The organism is Tropicibacter naphthalenivorans, assembly GCF_900176475.1.
GTDB classification, from domain to species: Bacteria; Pseudomonadota; Alphaproteobacteria; order Rhodobacterales; family Rhodobacteraceae; genus Tropicibacter; species Tropicibacter naphthalenivorans.
On sequence record NZ_FWXX01000001.1, the window covers coordinates 437,232 to 456,759 of the forward strand.

At 63.4% G+C, this 19,528-nt stretch carries 17 protein-coding genes; 4 read left to right on the top strand and 13 right to left on the bottom strand.

The window, feature by feature from the left end:
* Positions 1-130: 130 nt before the first annotated feature.
* Positions 131-334, top strand: a complete 204-nt coding sequence (locus B9A11_RS02130) for a hypothetical protein (RefSeq protein WP_058245999.1) — start codon at positions 131-133, stop codon at positions 332-334.
* Positions 335-949: a hypothetical protein gene (locus B9A11_RS02135; RefSeq protein WP_058245998.1), complete on the top strand. Its 615-nt coding sequence runs from the start codon at positions 335-337 to the stop codon at positions 947-949.
* 156 nt (positions 950-1,105) lie between these two features.
* Here B9A11_RS02135 and B9A11_RS02140 read toward each other — a convergent pair whose 3' ends face one another.
* The 10 genes from B9A11_RS02140 to B9A11_RS02185 form a co-directional block, all read right to left on the bottom strand.
* Positions 1,106-1,489 (bottom strand): cupin domain-containing protein, encoded by a 384-nt coding sequence (locus B9A11_RS02140; protein WP_058245997.1) that lies wholly within the window; start codon positions 1,487-1,489, stop codon positions 1,106-1,108.
* 2 nt (positions 1,490-1,491) lie between these two features.
* A complete protein-coding gene (locus tag B9A11_RS02145) occupies positions 1,492-1,725 on the bottom strand; it encodes a hypothetical protein (RefSeq protein ID WP_058245996.1) in 234 nt (77 codons plus the stop codon).
* Position 1,726: 1 nt separating this feature from the next.
* Positions 1,727-2,551, bottom strand: coding sequence for an ABC transporter ATP-binding protein (locus B9A11_RS02150; protein ID WP_058246413.1), 825 nt, complete (start codon positions 2,549-2,551; stop codon positions 1,727-1,729).
* A 104-nt stretch (positions 2,552-2,655) separates the two neighbouring features.
* Complete coding sequence (locus tag B9A11_RS02155) at positions 2,656-3,948, bottom strand: ABC transporter substrate-binding protein (RefSeq protein ID WP_058245995.1); 1,293 nt, start codon at positions 3,946-3,948, stop codon at positions 2,656-2,658.
* Between the two features lie 92 nt (positions 3,949-4,040).
* Complete coding sequence (locus B9A11_RS02160) at positions 4,041-5,117, bottom strand: branched-chain amino acid ABC transporter permease (RefSeq protein WP_058245994.1); 1,077 nt, start codon at positions 5,115-5,117, stop codon at positions 4,041-4,043.
* A 58-nt stretch (positions 5,118-5,175) separates the two neighbouring features.
* Positions 5,176-5,424 (bottom strand): hypothetical protein, encoded by a 249-nt coding sequence (locus B9A11_RS02165; protein WP_058245993.1) that lies wholly within the window; start codon positions 5,422-5,424, stop codon positions 5,176-5,178.
* A gap of 75 nt (positions 5,425-5,499) precedes the next feature.
* Complete coding sequence (locus B9A11_RS02170; RefSeq protein WP_058245992.1) at positions 5,500-6,453, bottom strand: branched-chain amino acid ABC transporter permease; 954 nt, start codon at positions 6,451-6,453, stop codon at positions 5,500-5,502.
* A 31-nt stretch (positions 6,454-6,484) separates the two neighbouring features.
* Positions 6,485-7,300, bottom strand: a complete 816-nt coding sequence (locus B9A11_RS02175; protein WP_058245991.1) for an ABC transporter ATP-binding protein — start codon at positions 7,298-7,300, stop codon at positions 6,485-6,487.
* A 70-nt stretch (positions 7,301-7,370) separates the two neighbouring features.
* Entirely contained in the window at positions 7,371-9,335 is a 1,965-nt protein-coding gene (locus B9A11_RS02180; protein ID WP_058246412.1) for an AMP-binding protein, read from the bottom strand.
* 180 nt (positions 9,336-9,515) lie between these two features.
* A complete protein-coding gene (locus B9A11_RS02185; RefSeq protein WP_058245990.1) occupies positions 9,516-11,249 on the bottom strand; it encodes an amidohydrolase family protein in 1,734 nt (577 codons plus the stop codon).
* Between the two features lie 198 nt (positions 11,250-11,447).
* Between B9A11_RS02185 and B9A11_RS02190 the strand changes: the two genes are divergently transcribed.
* Together B9A11_RS02190 and B9A11_RS02195 are read left to right on the top strand one after the other, a co-directional pair.
* Positions 11,448-13,337 (top strand): hybrid sensor histidine kinase/response regulator, encoded by a 1,890-nt coding sequence (locus B9A11_RS02190; protein WP_058245989.1) that lies wholly within the window; start codon positions 11,448-11,450, stop codon positions 13,335-13,337.
* A complete protein-coding gene (locus tag B9A11_RS02195; protein ID WP_058245988.1) occupies positions 13,334-14,029 on the top strand; it encodes a response regulator transcription factor in 696 nt (231 codons plus the stop codon). Before B9A11_RS02190 ends, B9A11_RS02195 begins: the two co-directional genes overlap by 4 nt.
* Before the next feature lie 3 nt (positions 14,030-14,032).
* Here the strand turns inward: B9A11_RS02195 and B9A11_RS02200 are convergent, their stop codons facing one another.
* The 3 genes from B9A11_RS02200 to fdhF form a co-directional block, all read right to left on the bottom strand.
* Entirely contained in the window at positions 14,033-15,157 is a 1,125-nt protein-coding gene (locus tag B9A11_RS02200; protein ID WP_058245987.1) for a PepSY-associated TM helix domain-containing protein, read from the bottom strand.
* 101 nt (positions 15,158-15,258) lie between these two features.
* The gene (locus B9A11_RS02205; RefSeq protein WP_058245986.1) at positions 15,259-16,449 is read right to left on the bottom strand and encodes a hydantoinase/carbamoylase family amidase; all 1,191 of its coding nucleotides are present in this window, start codon (positions 16,447-16,449) and stop codon (positions 15,259-15,261) included.
* 110 nt (positions 16,450-16,559) lie between these two features.
* A complete protein-coding gene (gene fdhF / locus B9A11_RS02210; protein ID WP_058245985.1) occupies positions 16,560-19,337 on the bottom strand; it encodes a formate dehydrogenase subunit alpha in 2,778 nt (925 codons plus the stop codon).
* Positions 19,338-19,528 lie beyond the last annotated feature (191 nt).

Here is a 19,528-nt window from a genome sequence, read left to right on the forward strand (position 1 = left end):
TCCGTTTGTGAAGTCCGTTGTGCGCCGCCCGGCCCCCGGCACGCGGCGCAACGCGCGTTGATCTGGAGCAAGGCACGACGCGAGATACCCCTTTAGGTTGTCGCACCACAGGGAAGGAGGAGCCCACCACATGCCCCATGAATTCGACCCCCGCATTCGGTTCGACCCGGACAGGCAAATCATGGAGGCGGACTTTTCCGACTTTCATTTCGACAGCTCCGCCACGGTGAACCGCTTTTACGACCGGATCGAAGACCGCATCCGTGGCAGCGGCGAAGACCTGTGGTTCTTTCTGGTCAACCTGAACGGCACGCGCATCGACCCGCCCGCCTAGGTGACCTATTCGATCCGGGGGCGCGCCCTGAACAAGGCGCATTCCATGGGCTCGGTGCGCTTTGACGCCTCGCCCGAGACGGCGGCCCAGATTGAACGCGCGGCCCGCACCGACGCCTTTGACCCGAACCTCTTCACCAACCGCGACGACGCGGTGGCGCGGCTGGACCGGATGCCGACAAAGCGTACCCAAAAGGTGCTGCACGCGCCCAATTACACCACCGCCGAATTCACCCGCCGCCTGCGCTTTGACCCCGACGCGCAGGTGCTGAACTTTGATTTCTCGGGCTTCATCTTTCACCACTCGCGCGATGTGAACGACTTTTACGACCACATCGAAGAGCGCATCAAAGCCAGCGGACAGGACAAGTGGTTCTTTTTGATCGACAACACCGACTGCCAGATCATGCCCGGCGCGTGGGTGCAGTACGCCTTTCGCGGCAAGCGGTTGAACCTGCGTTACAGCCTTGGGTCGGTGCGCTACGCGCCGGGGTCCGAAACCGCCGCCGAAATCCGCAGACGGTCCGAGAGTCAGGACTTTAGCCCCAACATCCGCAACACCCGCGCCGAAGCGCTGGCCCGCATCGAAGAGATGCGCCGGGAAACCACAAGCTAAGGTCAGGGGCTGTGCGGTCATCATGGGCGGCCCCCGTCCTCCCTCAGGGACCGCCCACGGACGGCCTGCGCCGTCTTGCCCCTTGGGGCGTTCGTTGCGCGCGCGGCCCTCTGCCGGACCGCCCTTGCGCGATATGTCCCTGCGACGCCCATCGACTTATTCAGCCAATGTCTCGAACGGTTCTAGCGCATTCACGACATGGGTCGTCAAAATCACCATATCCGCGTCGCCGTGGTTGGTGACGCCGCCATGCACATCGCCCGCCGAAAAGAACAGCGCCATGTCAGACGAGAACTCTACCTCTTTTCCGTTGGGCATCAAGGCCGTTCCGCCCTGCACCACCACCGCGTGTTCATCACCCGGATGGGTGTGCAACGGGATGCGCCCGCCGGGCTTCAGCGTCAGTTTGGACACGATCACCACCATGTCCTGCGCATCGCTCAGCGGCTGGGCGCTGAGTTGCTCGCGCACGAACAGGTCTTCGGCCCACAGGGGCGCGGCCAGACAGGCCATCACGGCGGCGGTCAAAACGGCTTTCATGGTCACTCTTCTCCATCGTAAATAAACAAGGTCACATCCACGTCGAACCCCTGCGCCCAGGCCACGGCCTCGGCCAAGGTCAGGCCTTTGCGCTCTTCGCACAGCACGAGGCCCGGATGCCCTTCGGCCTGATCGGCATCCGCCGCGCCATTGTCCTGATAGGTCGCCTCCACAAGGCCGACGACGTTGCGCCAACGGTGGCGGCGCTTGCGGTGGTCGATGATGTTGCACAGCATCTTACGCGAGCCACCGCTTGCGGCGCCGATAAGACCGCACGTCGCGGAACGACTTGCGCCCCTCGTCCGACACCCCGAGGTAGAATTCCTTGACGTCCGGGTTCTCGCGCAGCTCTTGCGCCGTGCCTTCCATCACCACGCGCCCGTTCTCAAGGATATAGCCCTGATGCGCATACCGCAGCGCCACGTTGGTGTTCTGCTCGGCCAAAAGGAAAGACACCCCCTCGCCCTCGTTCACCGCCTTCACGATCTCGAAAATCTGCTCCACCAGCTGCGGGGCCAAGCCCATGCTCGGCTCGTCCAGCAAAATCGTCTCGGGGCGGGACATCAGCGCCCGTCCAATGGCAACCATCTGCTGCTCGCCGCCAGAGGTATACCCGGCCTGCGACTTCCGCCGCTCCTTCAAACGCGGGAAATAGTCATAAACCATCTCCAGATCCGCCGCGACCGCCGCCTTGCCATCGCGCCGCGTATAGGCCCCGGTCAAGAGGTTCTCCTCGACGGTCAAATGCTCAAAGCAATGCCGCCCCTCCATCACCTGGATGACGCCTTTCTTGACCAAGGCCGCCGGGTCCAGATCCTGCACCCGCTCGCCCTTGTAGACGATCGACCCCTTGGTCACCTCGCCGCGCTCGGAATGCAACAGGTTCGAAATCGCCTTGAGCGTGGTGGTCTTGCCCGCGCCATTGCCGCCGAGCAGCGCCGTAATCCCCCCCTGCCGCACGGTCAGGCTCACCCCCTTGAGCACAAGGATCACGTGATTATAGATCACCTCGATATTGTTGACCTCCAGCAAGGTCTCATCGCTCTTCACGCCATCCAGCATCTCGCGCTCCCATCGGTCAAAGGGCACCGCCCCCTGCTTCTTCTCTTTAAAAATATCCAAAATTCCGACGGCGACCCGCGCGCCGCCGCCGGACAGGTCAGCCCTTAGCCGCCGCAGTCCTCATTGACCGGCCACGGCGCGTTGGCCTCGGCGTATTCCGCCGCCTTGGCATTGGCCAGTTCGGCATAGCTGTCGACGTTCGGCATCAGGTGGTCAGAGACCTTGACGAACTTGGCGCCATCCCACTCCAGCATCCAGCCGCCCGAGTGCCCGGTGTGGTTGCCACAAGAGGTCGAGAACGGCGCGACCATGCCATTCAGGCCCAGCTCGTTGATCCGCTCTTCGGTCATGTTGATGTTCTCCAGCCCCCAGCGCAGCTGCTCTGCGTTGATCTCGCCGGTGCCGAAATGCGCCTGCGCCGAAGCGATGCCTTCGGCCAAGATCGCCGAGATGATGATCCCGCGGCCATAGAACACGCCCGACATCTCGGCGTCATTGGTCTGCGACTTGCCCGCGTCGATCACGTGCTTTTGGATGTCCGCCATGACCGGCGCATCAGCATTCGGGAAGGACCAAGAGATGGACTTGTAGCCCTTGCCCTTGTCACCCACGATCGCAAGGTCCGCATCGTGGCCGGACCACCACACGCCGATCATGTTCTCCATCGGGAACTTGGTCTTGACCGCTTCGGTGATCGCACCGGCGTTCATCGCGCCCCAGCCCCACATGACCACGTAATCAGGACGCTCGCGGCGGATTTGCAACCACTGCGCCGACTGGTTCTGCATCTCTTTCAGACCGACCGGGATCGGCACCAGCTCAAAGCCCTTGGCCTCGGCGGCGGCTTCCAGCACCGGCAGAGGCTCTTTGCCGAACGGGTGGTCAAGGTGCAAGAACGCCACCTTCTTGCCGTTCAGATCGCCCTGCCCTTCGATGAACTGGATGATCATGTCGGCGGCGTCCCAATAGCCCGCAGGCGCGTTGAAGGCCCACTGGAACGTCTTGCCGTCCATCATCGGGCTAAAGCCATAGCCCGGCGCAAGGATAGGGATCATGTCGATGTTGGTCTTGGGCAGCACCTGCAGCGTGATGCCGGTGGACCACGGCTGGGTCACGATGGACCGGTCCTTGGTCTTTTCATAGCACTCCACGCCTTTTTCGGTGGAATAGCCGGTCTCGCATTCCTCGGCGTTGACCGGCACGCCGCCCACACCGCCATCGCGCGCGTTCAGCATCGCGAGGTAGTCGGCCTGACCGTTCATCAGCGGAATGCCCGTCGCCGCAAACGGCCCGGTGCGATACGCAAGGTTCGGCGCGTACAGCTCTTGCGCGATGGCGCTGCCCGCGGTGATGCCCGCGACAACCGCCGCAATGGCCAGCTTGGTGAAGTGTTTCATGGTATCTCCTCCCTGAGAATAAGTGTCACTTCTGTTGAGCAAGGGCGCGTGCGCCCCGGCGGTCGGGTGGGTTTGACCCCACCTCTGGTAAATCAATGCGGGAACGGCCAGATGATCAGCTTTTCGCGGATCAGCCGCCAAAGCTGCGCCAGCCCGTGCGGCTCGACGATCAGGAAAAACACGATCAGGCTGCCGACGATCATGATGTTCAGATGCTCGACCGTGGCGCTGTCAATCGGAATGCCAAGCGCGTTCGGCAAGAGGTTCAGCACCACCGGCAGACCGACGATCAGGATCGCGCCCAGGTAGTTGCCCATGATCGAGCCGAGCCCGCCGATGATCGCGATGAACAGGATGCGAAAGCTCAGCGGAATGTCGAAGAGGTTCGGCTCTGCCGCCCCGCGCCACATGAACACGAACAGCGCGCCCGACACGCCGACGATATAGGACGACACGGCAAAGGCGGTCAGCTTGGATTTCATCAGGTTGATGCCGATCAGCTCTGCGGCGATGTCCATGTCACGCGTCGCCTTCCACGTCCGGCCCAGCGTGCCGCGCGTCAGGTTGATGCAGACCATGGTCAACAGGCAGACGATGAACAACACCACGTAGTATTGCACCACCGAAGACGCCTGCGGCCCCGCCACGTAAACCCCAAACATCTCGAGGTTCGGCACCTGGATCGCACCAGAGGCGTTGTAGTTGTACAGCCACGCCCATTTCTCGAACAGCCACACGAGGAAGAACTGCGCCGCCAGTGTCGCAATCGCCAGGTAAAACCCCTTGATCCGCAAGCTCGGGATGCCAAAGGCCACGCCCACCCCGGCGCTGAACACCCCCGACAGCAGGATCGCCACGATGGGGTTCATCCACGGCATGATGGTGATCATCTTGTAGCAGGCATAGGCGCCGACGCCCATGAACGCCGCCGTCCCCAGCGACAGCTGCCCGGCATAGCCCGTCAGGATGTTCAGCCCCATCGCCGTCAGCGAATAGATCAAGATCGGGATCAGCAGCGTCTGAAAGGTGAACTCGCTCGCGGTCAGCGGAAAGATCACCCAAGCAAAGACCAAGATCACCCCCAGCAGGAACGCATCCTGCTTGATCGGGAACAGGGCCTGATCCTTGGCGTAGCTCGTCTTGAATTGTCCGGCGGTTCTATACAGCATCCGTCATTCTTCCTTTTGGCAGGCGTGTGGCCCGCTCTCCTCCCCTGACTGGCTGGGTTCAGCCGGTCAGCCCATCGTCGTCTTCATAGCGCGCGCGGCTGGCGCTGGGTTTGGCATAGCCGGTCTGCTCGCTGTGCCGGACCACCCAGAGGTAAGCCCAGATGCCCACCGCCGCGCCCCCTGCCGCCAGCAGCAAGGCCACCGTCATGCGGCTGCCCTCCTCGGGCGGGGTGGTCAGCGCCAGATAGCCAAAGGCCCAAAAGCCGGCCCACGCCACAACGTTCAAAACTGCGATAATCTTTGCCATCTACCCAACCTCTGGCTTTCCTCGTTCCTTGAAACCTCTCGCCCGGCCTCGTCCTTTGACAGACCGGGCGAGAGTCTAGACCCGTTCGATAATGCGTTCCCCGAACAGCCCCTGGGGCCGGAACAGCAGCACGATCAGCGCCAGCACAAAGGCAAACCACGTCTCGGTGTTGCCCCCCAGCAAGGGCTGGCCCCAGTAAATCTCGAACAGCTTTTCAAGGATGCCGATCAGCAGCCCGCCAATGATCGCGCCGGTGATGGACTCAAGCCCCCCCAGCATCAGCACCGGCAGCGCCTTGTAGGCGATCACCTCCAGGGCAAAGCTGACGCCCGCCCGCGCGCCCCATGCGATCCCGGTCACCAAGGCGATGATCCCGGCAATGAACCACACCAGAACCCAGACGGTTTGCAGCGAAATCCCCACGGACAAGGCCGCCTGATGGTCATCGCCCAAGGCGCGGATCGCCCGCCCCATCTGGGTGTAGTTCAGGAAGGCCAGCAATCCGCCCACCAGCGCCACCGCCACCACAACCACCGTCATGTCGAGATGCTGCAAGATCAGCAGCCCGCCCCACGGCTCCAGCACCGTGTCGCCGGTGGGAATGCCCAGCTCTTCGCTGATCATCACCTTGTTTTCACCGCCGAAAATGATCTCGCCAAAGCCGATCAGGAACAGCGTGATGCCGATGGTCGCCATGAACAGGATAATGTCCGGCTGCCCCACCAGGGGGCGCAAAACCACCCGTTCAATGCTGACCGCCAAGACGAACATCACCCCCAGCGTCAAGACCACGCTGATCCACGCCGGGATGCCGAACGAGTGCAAACCCACGAGCGTCAGCGCCGCGAACACCACCATAATCCCTTGGGCAAAGTTGAAAATCCGGCTTGAGCGGAAAATCAACACGAACCCCAGCGCGATCAGCGCATAAAGCACCCCCGATACGAGCCCTTCCCACAGCACCTGCAACAAAAAGTCCGGCGCAGAAAACATGTCCGCGAAGGGCGTTACGAAAATATCCTTCAGCATCCCTGCTCCTCCTCAAAAGCCCTTTGCCCGGTCAATGTGCCACCCCCAGATAGGCGTCGATGACGTCTTGGTTGTTGCGCACCTCGTCGGGGGTGCCGTCGCCGATCTTGCGCCCGTAATCCATCACGACCACGCGGTCGGACAGGTCCATGACCACCCCCATGTCATGTTCGATCAAGGCAATGGTCGTCCCGAATTCATCGTTCACATCCAGGATAAAGCGGCTCATGTCCTCTTTTTCCTCAACGTTCATCCCCGCCATCGGCTCATCCAGCAGCAGCAGCGACGGCTCTGCGGCCAACGCCCGTGCCAGCTCGACCCGCTTTTTCAAACCATAGGGCAAGCGCCCAACCGGCGTTTTGCGGATGTTCTGAATCTCAAGGAAATCAATGACCTTCTCGACGATCTCGCGGTTTTCGATCTCTTCGCGCTGCGCCTTGCCCCACCACAGGGCCTGCGCGCCGATCCCCGCCTTCATATGGGTCAAGCGTCCCGTCATCACGTTGTCCAACACGGTCATCCCCTCGAACAAGGCAATGTTCTGGAACGTCCGGGCGACCCCCATCCGCGCCACCTCATAGGGCTTCATCGCAGGCCGCTGCGCCCCCTTGTACCAAACCTCGCCAATCGTCGGCGTATAAAACCCCGATATCACGTTCAGCATCGATGACTTGCCCGCGCCGTTCGGACCAATGATGGCCCGGATTTCCCCCTCGTGAATATCAAACGAGATATCCGAAATCGCCGTCACCCCACCGAACTTGAGGGTGATGTTCTTCATCTCCATCAGCACGCCGCCAATCTGGCGCCCGTCGGCGGTGACGTATCCTTCGCTCTGATCCAGCATCACGCCCCCTGCTTCTTCTCTTTACAAATATCCATTGCCCGCTCTCGCCGCGCGCCGCGCCTCCGGGCCGTCATTCCGCCGCCACCGCACGCGGGGACACAGGCGCCACCTTCGCGTCACACAGCGTCAAGGTCGCCTTGATCTTGCCCTTGCGGCCATCCTCGTAGGTGACCTCCGTCTCGGTGTAGACCGTGTCCGACCCGTCATAGAGCGCCGTCAAAAGATCGGCGTATTTCTCGGCAATCACCTTGCGCTTGACCTTACGGGTGCGGGTCATCTCGCCATCGTCAGCGTCCAGTTCCTTGTGCAAGATCAAGAACCTGTGGACCTGACAACCGGACAGCATCTCGTCCTCGGCCACCGAGGCGTTCACCTCTTCGACGTGGGCGCGCACGGTCTCGATCACCTGCGGGTGCTGCGCCAGTTCCTGATAGGACGCATAGGCGATGTTGTTGCGCTCGGCCCAGTTGCCCACCGCCGTCAGGTCGATATTGATAAACGCCGTGCAGCGATCCTTGCCATTCCCAAAGACCACGGCCTCGAGGATGTTGGGGAAAAACTTCAGCTTGTTCTCGACGTATTTCGGCGCAAACAGCGATCCGTCCGCCATCTGGCCCACATCCTTGGCGCGGTCGATGATCCGCAGATGCCCGCTGCTCTCCTCGATAAAGCCCGCATCCCCAGTCGCCACCCAGCCCTCGGCATCCTTGGTGCCCGCCGTGCTCTCGGGGTTATTGTAATACTCGACAAAAACACCGGGCGAGCGATAGAACACCTCGCCATTCTCGGCGATGCGCAGCTCGACCCCCGGCGCGGGCACGCCCACCGTGTCGCTGCGGACTTCGCCATCGGGCTGAACAGTGATGAACACCGACGCCTCGGTCTGGCCGTACAGCTGTTTCAGGTTGATCCCCAGCGAGCGGTAAAAGTCGAAAATCTCCGGGCCAATCGCCTCACCGGCCGTGTAACCGACGCGCACCTTGCTGAACCCCATGGCGTTCTTCAGCGGCCCATAGACAAGGAACTCGCCCAACGCGTATTTCATCCGGTCGCCAAAGCTGACCTCTTTGCCGTCCAAGATCGCCGGGCCAACTTTGCGCGCGTGGTCCATGAAATATTTGAACATGCGCTGCTTGGTGGGGCTGGCGTCCTCCATGCGGATCATGATCTGCGTCAGCTGTGTCTCGAAAATCCGCGGCGGCGCAAAGTAATAGCTCGGCGCGATCTCGCGCAGGTCGGTCAGCAGGGTCTCGGCGCTTTCGGGGCAGTTCACGCAGAACCCCGTCCAATACGCCTGCCCGATGGAAAAGATGAAATCCCCGACCCAAGCCATCGGCAGATAGGCCAAGACCTCATCCCCGCGTTTCAGGTTATCGAACTCCGCCGAAGCCTTGCCGCTCTCGATGATATTGCGGTTGGACAAGACCACGCCCTTGGGCTTGCCCGTCGTCCCCGAGGTGTACAGCATCACGCAAGTGCTGTCGTAATCAAGCGCCGCCTTGCGCCGCTCCAGCTCCTTGATGAACTCGTCATAGGCGGCGCGCCCCTGCGCCTGCACATGGCTGTATTCGTGCAAGCGCGTGTGGTCGTATTTGCGCATCCCGCGCGGGTCGACATAGATCATATGCTCGAACTGGTGCAGATCCTCTTGGATCTCGATCACCTTGTCGACCTGTTCCTGATCCGCCGCGATGACAAAGCGCGCGCCGCAGTGGCCCAGTACGTACTCCATCTCTTCGGCCACGGCGTCCTGGTACAAGGGCACCGGCACCGCCCCGCACATCTGCGCCGCCACCATCGACCAGTACAGCGTCGGACGATTACGGCCAATGATCGCCACGTGATCGCCGGGGTTCACACCAAGGTTGAGCAAGCCCAAGGCCAGCGCCTCGATCTCATCCTTCGCCTCGGCCCAGGTCCAGCTTTGCCAAATGCCGAATTCCTTTTCGCGATAGGCCGGCGCGTCGCCAAACTCTTTCGCGTTGCGATCCAATAGCGCAGGGACAGAGCGCAGCCCAGCCACGCCCTCAGCCAAATATGCCAAAATTCTTCCTCCCAATGCCAGACGGGCCGGCACTCTCCTTTGGGCCTCAGGGGGCCCGACCGCTTTTGCGATTCTGTTGCCCACCAAGGTTGAGACCCAGCGTTACGGTCAACTTTTTCCGGATGATTTCCCAAATCTAACGAATTGTAACAAAGCGCCGAAACGCGTGCCCTAGCCCACCGCTGGCATCCCCAGATAGCGCCGCGCATTGCCGTGAAAAAACGCCGGAGCGCGCGCCGCCAAAGCGGGCGAGCGGTCAAAAAAAGCAAGGAAAGCATCCAGATAGGCGCGCGTCTCGCCGATCATGTGCGGCATGGACCAATCGGTGCCAAACACCACCTTGTCGCTGAATTTATACGGGTGCTCCGCCGTTGTCTCGGTATCCAGAAGCAGCGCCTCGAGCCGCTCCAACATCCGGTCCCGCCGGATTTGCGCCGCCTCTGACTTGCCCAGAATATCGGTCAGATAGCCAAAATCGCAGTACACGTTGGGATAGCGGCGGCACATATCCACGACCTTATAGGCAAAGGTATTGGGCCAATCCGCCTCTTGCGCGGTCCAGCCGCCCCAATCCCACCGCGTGTGCCCGCCGCCATGGCCAAGGCACAACCACAGGTCCGTCGCCTCGTACTGGATCATCGCCATGTCCCAAAAGGCCGGGTCGGCGTTGACGCCAAGACCAGTCCTCGCCTCAAAGCCTTCGGGCGTGCAATGCGTGAACAGCCGCAACTGGTTGTCCGAGAAATAGCGCAGGATCTCTTCCATCACCTCGTTGATGCGGCTGAAGTTCTGAAAGGTCTGCGCGGTTTGGTAATAGTCGCTGTGCTGCGGGTCGATCGGCGTGATGTAATCGGGGCCATAGCGCCCCCCCGCGGGCAGCAGGGCGGGGTCGATGGCGCGAAAGCCACTGGGCGGATAGATCTTAAAGCCCGTGATCCCCATCTCGCGCCCGAATTCCACCTTTTCGCGCCAGTACGACCGATGCGCATCGCGCGAGAACGGCTCGACCGACCCAAAAGGCACGATCTGCCCGCCGCTTTCCCCCGCCAGCGCCACCGTGCGGCGCATCTGCTGGATGGCATCGACGCGCGGCGGCAACAGCTTGCCGTGTTGCTCTTCGTAGGCAGAGCCAAGATCGGGCAGCAGGCTGATCAGATGCTCGGGGTCGTAACCGTCCGCGGGCTTGCCCTTGGCATAGTCCGACCGGATCAGGCGCAGCCGCGTGCGTTCGGAACACAGCATGGAAATGACGAACAACAACAGCTGCTTGGTGCTGCCCAACTGCCCCACCGGCAGTCCCTTTTGGATCAGGGCAGAGCCTTCGGGCGATGGCGGGTAGTCGTCGTGGGGGGATCTGGCGGCGTGACTGGCGTGGTGGTCCATGAGGCTGCTATGCTCTGCGGCCTCGGCGATCTCTGGCAAGGCGTGGAACAAGACCTCGGCCAAATCCTGCGCCAGTTGGTCCCGGTCCATCTGGGCGCCGTGCAAGGATTTCCGAATGGTCGTCCCCGGCACGACACCATGACGATCCAGCTCGAAGTAGCGCGACATATCGCGGATCGCGTCGCTGATCTGCCGCAAATGGTCGAACACGCTGGGATCGTCCAAGCTGCCTTCGCTGAGATCCTCGATCACCTTCAACGCGCGCCGCACGGCGCTGTTCATCAACAGGTCGGGATCGCCGCTCTGGATGGCGTCGACCAGCTCCTGCTCGTCGGGGCGCAGGTCGCCCACCAAAGACGCCTCGCGAAAACGGCTCAGGAATACAAGCGATTGCAAAAGGCGGGCTGCGGGCTTGGCCAACAACGCTTTGACGTCCCAACTCAGCAAGATGCCATGCAGCGGTAGATACGCCCCGTTAAAGAAATGCGCGTGCATGTCGATGAATGGATATTGCTTGGTCATGAAAGAACTCCCGTAAAACGTGTTCAGGGTGAGCCTTGGTCACGCCTTCGGTCAAGCCCGAACTGGACCTCCCCCAATCCGCGGTCTACCCTGCCCATGGATGCGCAGCGCCCAAGGGACGGTGGGTGGGGCGTGGTCCGCAGGACGAGCGTCCGTCCGTCAGGACGGCCCACACACCGGACAGTATACCAAAAACCAATGACCGACGCGCTGACCCAAGCAGGCCTAAACCTCATCCCGCAGGCCATCACCATCTACGATGACCAGCTGCGCCTCGCGGTCTGCAACACCCGCTTTGGCGAGATGTTCGACCTGCCCGCGCATCTCACCCGGCCCGGCGCAAGCTTTACCGATACGCTCCGCCATCTGGTCGCCAGCGGCGAATACGGCCCCGTCCCCGACCCCGACGCCTTTGTCAAAGACCGCGAGGAAACCGCCCGCGCCTTTCAGCCCCACTACATGGAACGCACCCGCGCAAGCGGCCAGACGATCAGCGTCCAGGGCGCGCCCCTGCCGCAGGGCGGCTGGATCACCGTCTACACCGACATCACGCAGACCAAGACGCAAGAACAACTGCTGCGCACCCGCTCGGAGCTACTGTCCGAAGAAATCCTCACCCGCTCCGAAGAGCTCAGCGCCACCAACCGCCAACTCGCCGCCGCCAACGCCGCGCTGGAACAGGCCCGCCGCGAACTTGCCGAAACCGAAGCCCGCACCCGCACCACCGCCCAGATGATGCCCGCCCATATCGCCCGCGTCGACGCCGCCGGGCATTACACCTTTTCCAACAAACGCCTCGCCGACGTGATGCCCGGACGGCCCGCGCAGATCCTCGGCCTGCATATCTCGGACGCACTTGGGGAGGCCGCCTACACGCGTGTCCAACCCCACCTTGACGCTGCCTTTCAGGGCCGCCCCTCGACCTTTGAGTTCACCGACGAGGCCTCTTCGCGCCGCATCCGCGCCGCCTTTACCCCCGATCCAGTGGAACGTGGCGTCTATATCCTGTCTCAGGATGTGACCGAAGAAACCCAGATCCGCGCCGCCCTGCAACAGACCCGCCGCCGCGAGATCGCCGCCCAGCTGACCTCTGGCATGGCGCATGATTTCGGCAACCTCCTGACCATCATCCTCGGGATGCAATCGAAACTCGCGCGCATGGACCTGCCCCCCGAGGCCGAACCGCTGATCTCGGCCACCCTGCACGCGGCGCGGCGTGGCGGCACGCTTCTGCACCGCATCGCCGACATCACCAGCCAGCGCGCGTGGCAGCCCAAGGCGCTGCGGCTTGGCCCTTTCCTGCACGACCTCGAAACGCTGGCGACCCCCAGCCTGCCCGCCCGCATCACCCTGCGCACCGACGATCTGACCAACGGCCCGGTGCTGGCGGACCCCGGAATGCTGCAAGACGCGCTGCTCAACCTGATCCTCAACGCCCGCGACGCCTGCGCCGAGGCCAAGGGCGCCCATGAAATCCAGGTCGCCGCCCACGAGGTGCAAAAGACATGGCTGCAACTGACCGTCTCGGACACCGGCCCCGGCTTTTCCGAGCAATCGCTGACCCGCGCGCTGGACCCGTTCTACACCACCAAGGGGGCCAAGGGCTCTGGCCTCGGCCTGTCCATGGTCTACGACATGACAAAACTGGCGGGCGGCGCGGTGCGCCTGTCGAACACCGAATTCGGCGGGCAGGTGACGTTGCGCATCCCCCTGCGCCGCGCCAATCCGCTGCCTCTGGACGGCCTTGTCTTGCTGGTCGAGGACAACCCCGACCTGCGCAGCAGCATCCGCGAGATGCTGACCACGCTGGGGTATACGGTGGTCGAGGCGGCCTCGGTCCCCGAAGCCCGATCGCTGGCAGAAGGCCTCGACATCGCTCTGGTCCTCTCGGATATCTCTCTCGAGGGCGACGAGACCGGCCTTGCGCTGCTCGATCACCTGCCCAATCTGCCGGTCTGCCTGATGACATCCCTGCCCGCCGATGACCCCCGCCGCATCCAAGCGACGCAACGTAGCCGCCTGATACCCAAGCCCTTTAGCGCAAGCAGCCTTGCACAATTCCTAGGCCACGGTACACCAAGAGCATGAGCGCTTTGGTCACCATCCTCGACGACGAACCGGCCATCCGAGAGATGCTGTCGGACGCGTTGCAGGATGCCGGTTTCCAGACCATGACATTCTCTCGCGCCACCGAATTCGAAGCCGCCCTGCGCCGCACCACCCCCGATGTCTGCCTCGTGGACCTCGGCCTGCCCGACCGAGACGGGCTGTCGCTGGTGCACCGTCTGGCGCTGGAACAGGGGGCGATTGTCATCATCATTTCCGCCCGCGCGCAAACGCAGGACAAGATAACGGGGCTGGAACTTGGCGCAGACGATTACATCATCAAGCCTTTCGATCCCGCCGAAGTGGTCGCCCGCATCCGCGCCCGCCTGCGCACGCCCAAACGCGCCGCCAGCTCGAACACCGCGCGCTTTGCCGGTTGGACGGCGCATTTCGACCGGTTCGCGCTTGAGGCCCCAGACGGCATCGAAACCGCCTTTTCCCAAGCCGAGGGCGAAGTCCTGCGCCTCTTCCTTGATGCCCCCAAGCGGCTGATCTCGCGCGCGCAAATGCAAGAGAGCCTTGGCGGCAACGCGGGCGAAAGCTTTGACCGCGCCATGGATGTGCGCATCTCGCGCCTGCGCACCAAGTTGAACGAAGACCCGAAAAACCCGCGCCTGATCAAGACGATCTACGGCGCGGGCTACATCTTTGTCAGCGATGTGGAGTGGGTCTGACGGTCAAGCCATCTGCGACTGCCGCCGCCGCCACATCCGCGACAGCCGCCGCACGCCCAGGGCCAGCCCGGTGTAGACAAGGATCGCCGCAGCCAGGGACGCCAGGCCAGCAATCGTCTGGCCGATGATGCCGTAGTACTGCCCCGTATGGGCAAAGCGCGCCCACATGCGCAGCCGCGCCCCAAGGCTTGCGGCCGATCCGGTCCGCGCGGCCACCACGTCACCCGTCACCCGGTCCATGACCAGTTGCGTCTGGTAGGCGCTTTGCACGCCGTTGCCCGCGTCCATGGTGACTTGGACATAGGCCGCCTCTTCCGAAGGCAAGGCAATTGCCGCACGCCGCCAGTCCGGGCGCTGCTCGGTGGCCACGGCGACCAGCGCGGCGTAGGACATGGGCTGCCCTTCGATGAAGGTCGCCTGCATGTCAGCGGTCATGACGCTGGGCGCGCGGGGGCGGCCCTGGGGCGGCTCTTCGCCAGCGGCGGCATAGAGCAGCGCGTTGGCCCAGCTGTAGGACATAATGACCCCGGTGAGCACGATCACGAACAGCGGCACCAGCGCCCAGATGCCGAACACATGGTGCCAGTTATAATCGCGCGCCTGCGCGTTCGGCAGGTTGCGGCGGAACAGCAGGTTCAGCTTGACCTTGGCCCAGCGCCACGTTTTCGGCAGCCACAGGTACAAGCCCGAGGCCACGAGGAACAAAAAGATCAGGTTCGAGGTGTCCACCAGAAAGCTGCCCGTGTCCGACCGGCCAGAGGCCGACAGCCAGCGGTGCAGCCCTTCGACCGCGCCGAAAAAGCTGGCCACCCCCGGTGCGCCCGCCAAGGCCTCGCCCGTGTAGGGGTTCAAGGACGTGGCTTGGCGGCCCGCTTGCAGTTTCACCACGTCCCCGGCTTCGCGCGGGATCACCAGCGTCTGGCCCGCGCTGGCGTTTGCGGCGGTCAGGATGTCGTCCGCCGTCAGGGGCGCGGCCCCCTCGGGCACCATCACCGTCTGGGCGATGGCCATATCCTCGATCTGCGCCTCAAAGGTCAGCAAAGCGCCCGTCACCGCCATGATCAACACGAACACACCCGCGACAAACCCCGCCACCAGATGTGCCCAAAATACCGTTTTTCTCAACATGTCCCTAGGTCCGTTCATTGGTCACTCTAGGGGTCTAACGAGGCGGCGCGGGTTTTACGTCGCGGCTTTTCTGCATAGCAGCATTTTGCTGACCGAAGGGCTTAGCCCAGCGCGCGCGCCAGCACCTTTAGGCCAGTGACAAGGTCCGCCTCGGCGGTGTCCTCGGCGAAATCGTGGCTGATCCCACCGATGGAGGGCACGAACAGCATGGCGCTGGGCATCAGGCGGGCCATGTTGGACGCATCATGCAGCGCGCCCGAGGGCATCTCGCGCCACGCGCCGGGGGTCTCTGCCTCTGCCGCCACGCACAGCCGCCCGCGCAAGCCGGCGTCCATCGCCACCGGGGCCACGCCCAGCATTGAGCCAAACTCCGCGGCCATGCCCATATCATCCGCCACCTCGGCGGCGGTGTCGCGGATAATGACTTCCATCCGGGTCAGGCGGTCGGGGTCGATGTCGCGCCACTGCATGGAAAAACTGGCGCGACCCGGCACCACCGAATGCGCATTGGGGTGCAAGGCGACGTGGCCAATGGTCCAGACCGTCGCCGGGGTGACCACATTGGCAAAGCGGTCATTTACCTTCGTGTTAAAGGCCGACAGCGCCTGAAAGGCGTCGCGCCGCAGCGCCATGGGCGTGGTGCCCGCGTGGTTCTGCTGACCCTCAAAGCGGATGACCATATCGCGGATGCCGACGATGGCCTCGACCACGCCGATCTTGCCGCCGGTCTGGTCCAGCAGCGGGCCTTGTTCGATGTGCATCTCGACAAAGCCGGTAAAGCGCGCGGGGTCGATCCAATCGCCCAAGCGGTGCCCCATGGCGCTGCGCGCCTGCGCCAGCGTCACGCCGTCGCGGTCGGTCAGCCCGTCCACCGCCGTACGGTCCAGCGCACCCGACCACGCCGCCGAGCCGGTGGTCACGCCAAAGCGCCCCTCTTCGTCCTGAAAGGACACCACCGACACCGCTGGCCCGCCCGCCTCTTGCGCCGCGCGCGCGATTTCCAGCGCTGCGATCACGCCCAACGCCCCGTCGAGCCAGCCGCCCTCGGGCTGCGTGTCGCTGTGCGATCCCATCAACAGCGAGCGCCCCGGCGCAAGGCCGAACAAAGACCCCATCGGATCCCACGCCACCTCTAGCCCGGCCTCGGCAAAGCGCCCCGCCAGCCAGTCGCGGGCGGCGATGTCATCGGGAGTGTAGGCGGGGCGGATCACCCCTTTGCCCTGCCCCGCCGCGCCGATCTGGCGCAGGGCGTGCAGGTCAGACCGGAAACGGTCGGGATTGACGGGGATCATCGGGCGGCTCCTTTTGCGAGGCACTGTGGCAGGCCCGCAAAGGGATCACAAACGAGAAAGGCGCGCAAAGGGTGCCCCCCTCGCGCGCCTTCAGTTTCATGAGGCAAAACTTACTCTGCCGCGACCTGTTCGGGGTTTTCGACCCGCACCGCCGAGTATTTGAACTCGGGGATTTTGCCAAACGGGTCCAGCGCCGGGTTGGTCAGGATGTTCGCCGCCGCCTCGACATAGGCGAAGGGCAAGAAGACCATGTCCGGGGCCACCGCGCGGTCGGCGCGGGCCATGACCTCGACCGCGCCACGGCGCGTGGTCAGGCGCACCAGACCGCCCGGCTCGACGCCCAGCTTGCGCAGGGTCGACGGGTGGAGCGAGCAGTTCGCCTCTGGCTCGACCGCGTCCAGAACCGTGGCGCGGCGCGTCATCGACCCGGTGTGCCAATGTTCCAGCTGGCGACCCGTGGTGAGGATCATCGGGAAGCTCTCATCCGGCACCTCGGCGGGCGGCGTGACGCGGGCGGGCGTGAACTTGGCGCGGCCCGCACGGCGCGGGAAGCCATCGGCAAACACCACCGACTGACCCGGATCGTCGGGGCCAAAGGTCGGGTAGGTCACGGCGCTGTCACGCTCCAGCCGTTTCCACGTGATGTGGTGCAGGCTGCGCATGGACATCTTCATCTCGTCAAAGACTTCGCGCGGGTCGTCGTAATCCCAGTCCAAACCGATGCGGCGGGCCAGAGCCACGAGGATTTCCCAGTCTTCGCGCGCCTCGCCGGGGGCGTCCACAACCTTGCGCGCCACCTGCACCTGACGGTTGGTGTTGGTCACCGTGCCGGATTTCTCGGGCAGGGCCGAGGCGGGCAGGATCACATCGGCAAAGTTCGCCGTCTCGGTCAGGAAAATGTCCTGCACCACAAGGTGATCCAGCTGCGCCAGCGCGCGGCGGGCGTGTTCCACGTCGGGGTCGGACATGGCGGGGTTTTCGCCAAGGATGTACATCCCCTTGATTTCACCGCGATACACCCGGTCCATGATTTCCACCACGGTCAGGCCCGGCTGGTCCAGCAGATCGGTGCCTTTCCAGATGTGGCGGAACAGGGACCGGACCTCGGGGTCAGTGACGCTTTGGTAATCGGGCATGAACTGCGGGATAAGCCCTGCGTCAGACGCGCCTTGCACGTTGTTCTGACCACGCAGCGGGTGCAGGCCAGTGCCGGGGCGACCGACGTGCCCACACAGCAGCGCCAGCGAGATCAGGCAGCGCGCGTTGTCGGTGCCGTGGATGTGCTGCGACACGCCCATCCCCCAGAAAATCATCGCCCGCTGCGCCCCGGCAAAGGTCCGGGCGACCTCGCGGATCACCTCGGGAGCGATTCCGCACAGCTCGGACATGCGTTCGGGGGTAAAGGCGCGGATATGGTCGCGGAATTCAAAGAAGCCTTCGGTGAAGCCTTCGATGTACTGGCGGTCATACAGCTTTTCCTCGACGATCACGTTCATGATCGCGTTCAGCAGGGACACGTCCGTGCCGGGGCGGAATTGCAGCATGTGCTTGGCGTGCCGCTTCATCGCGGTGCCGCGCGGGTCCATGATGATCAGCTCGCCGCCCCTCTTGGTGAACTGCTTGAAGTAGGTCGCGGCGACGGGATGGTTTTCCGTCGGGTTCGAGCCGATCACGATCGCCACATCGGCGTTTTCGATCTCGTTGAAGGTGGCCGTTACTGCGCCGCTGCCGACGTTCTCCATCAACGCCGAAACAGAAGAAGCGTGGCACAGACGGGTGCAGTGGTCGACGTTGTTATGGCCAAAGCCCTGCCGGATGAACTTTTGGAAGAGATACGCCTCTTCGTTGGTGCATTTCGCCGAGCCGAAACCGGCCACGGACTGCCCGCCATAGTAGCTGCGCAGATCCTGAAGACCGTGGGCCGCCTTGTCCAGCGCCTCTTCCCAGGTGGCTTCGCGGAAGTGGGTCCAGGGGTTGGACGGGTCCACGTTCAGCCCCTTTTCCGGCGCGTCTTCGCGGCGGATCAGCGGCTTGGTCAGGCGGTGCGGGTGGTGGATGTAGTCAAAGCCAAAGCGGCCCTTGACGCACAGGCGGCCTTCGTTGGCGGGGCCGTTGATGCCCTCGACCGACTTGACCTTGCCGTCCTTGATCTTGACCGAGACCTGACAGCCAACGCCGCAGAACGGGCAGACGGATTGCTGTTCGGAATCGAAATCCTTGCTGTCGCCTTGCTGGTTGTCGTCCAGAACGGTGGCGGGCATCAGGGCACCCGTCGGGCAGGCCTGCACGCATTCACCGCAGGCCACGCAAGAGCTTTCGCCCATAGGGTCGGCAAGGTCGAACGTCGGATAGGCGTCATGGCCGCGGCCCGACATGCCGATCACGTCGTTGACCTGCACTTCGCGGCAGGCGCGCACGCACAGACCGCACTGGATGCAGGCATCAAGGTTCACGCGCATGGCGATGTGCGAATCGTCCAGCAGCGGGATGCGCTCAGGCTCGACCGTCGGAAAGCGCGATTCGGACACGCCGTTTTCCTCGGCCATGTCCCACAGGTGAGAGGACTTGTCGTGCGCCGCCTCGCGTTCGGGCTGGTCGGCCAGCAGCAGTTCCATCACCATCTTGCGGGCGGTTTCCGCACGGGCGCTGGCGGATTTGACGACCATGCCCTCTTGCGGTTCGCGGATGCAGGAGGCGGCCAAAGTGCGCTCGCCTTCGATTTCCACCATGCAGGCGCGGCAGTTGCCATCGGGGCGATAACCCGGCTGCGGCTTGTGGCACAGATGCGGGATTTTCAGGCCGCGGCCATTGGCCACTTCCCAGATGGTCATTCCCTTTTCGGCTTCGACCTGTTCACCATCAAGCGTAAAGCGGATCGTTTCGGACATGCGCGTTCCCTCCGTATCGGCGCCATGTAAACCACGAAGCGCGCCACGGGCGTCGACCAATCCCGACCTTGTGCGGTGTTTTTGCGGCCCCCGCGTTTCCGATCCGCGACGCATGATCACGTTATCGGGCGGCTGTCCCCTCGGTCTGGACGTTTCGCAATGACACGCCTAGCCTGCGCGTACGGCACAAA

Bases quoted from the DNA above. Each gene is read 5' to 3' on its own strand.
- B9A11_RS02140 (WP_058245997.1), bottom strand. From the start codon at position 1,489: ATGAAAGCCGTTTTGACCGCCGCCGTGATGGCCTGTCTGGCCGCGCCC.
- B9A11_RS02165 (WP_058245993.1), bottom strand. From the start codon at position 5,424: ATGGCAAAGATTATCGCAGTTTTGAACGTTGTGGCGTGGGCCGGCTTT.
- B9A11_RS02145 (WP_058245996.1), bottom strand. From the start codon at position 1,725: ATGCTGTGCAACATCATCGACCACCGCAAGCGCCGCCACCGTTGGCGC.
- B9A11_RS02150 (WP_058246413.1), bottom strand. From the start codon at position 2,551: ATGCTGGATGGCGTGAAGAGCGATGAGACCTTGCTGGAGGTCAACAAT.
- B9A11_RS02155 (WP_058245995.1), bottom strand. From the start codon at position 3,948: ATGAAACACTTCACCAAGCTGGCCATTGCGGCGGTTGTCGCGGGCATC.
- B9A11_RS02130 (WP_058245999.1), top strand. From the start codon at position 131: ATGCCCCATGAATTCGACCCCCGCATTCGGTTCGACCCGGACAGGCAA.
- B9A11_RS02185 (WP_058245990.1), bottom strand. From the start codon at position 11,249: ATGACCAAGCAATATCCATTCATCGACATGCACGCGCATTTCTTTAAC.
- B9A11_RS02170 (WP_058245992.1), bottom strand. From the start codon at position 6,453: ATGCTGAAGGATATTTTCGTAACGCCCTTCGCGGACATGTTTTCTGCG.
- B9A11_RS02160 (WP_058245994.1), bottom strand. From the start codon at position 5,117: ATGCTGTATAGAACCGCCGGACAATTCAAGACGAGCTACGCCAAGGAT.
- B9A11_RS02175 (WP_058245991.1), bottom strand. From the start codon at position 7,300: ATGCTGGATCAGAGCGAAGGATACGTCACCGCCGACGGGCGCCAGATT.
- B9A11_RS02200 (WP_058245987.1), bottom strand. From the start codon at position 15,157: ATGTTGAGAAAAACGGTATTTTGGGCACATCTGGTGGCGGGGTTTGTC.
- B9A11_RS02190 (WP_058245989.1), top strand. From the start codon at position 11,448: ATGACCGACGCGCTGACCCAAGCAGGCCTAAACCTCATCCCGCAGGCC.
- fdhF (WP_058245985.1), bottom strand. From the start codon at position 19,337: ATGTCCGAAACGATCCGCTTTACGCTTGATGGTGAACAGGTCGAAGCC.
- B9A11_RS02195 (WP_058245988.1), top strand. From the start codon at position 13,334: ATGAGCGCTTTGGTCACCATCCTCGACGACGAACCGGCCATCCGAGAG.
- B9A11_RS02205 (WP_058245986.1), bottom strand. From the start codon at position 16,449: ATGATCCCCGTCAATCCCGACCGTTTCCGGTCTGACCTGCACGCCCTG.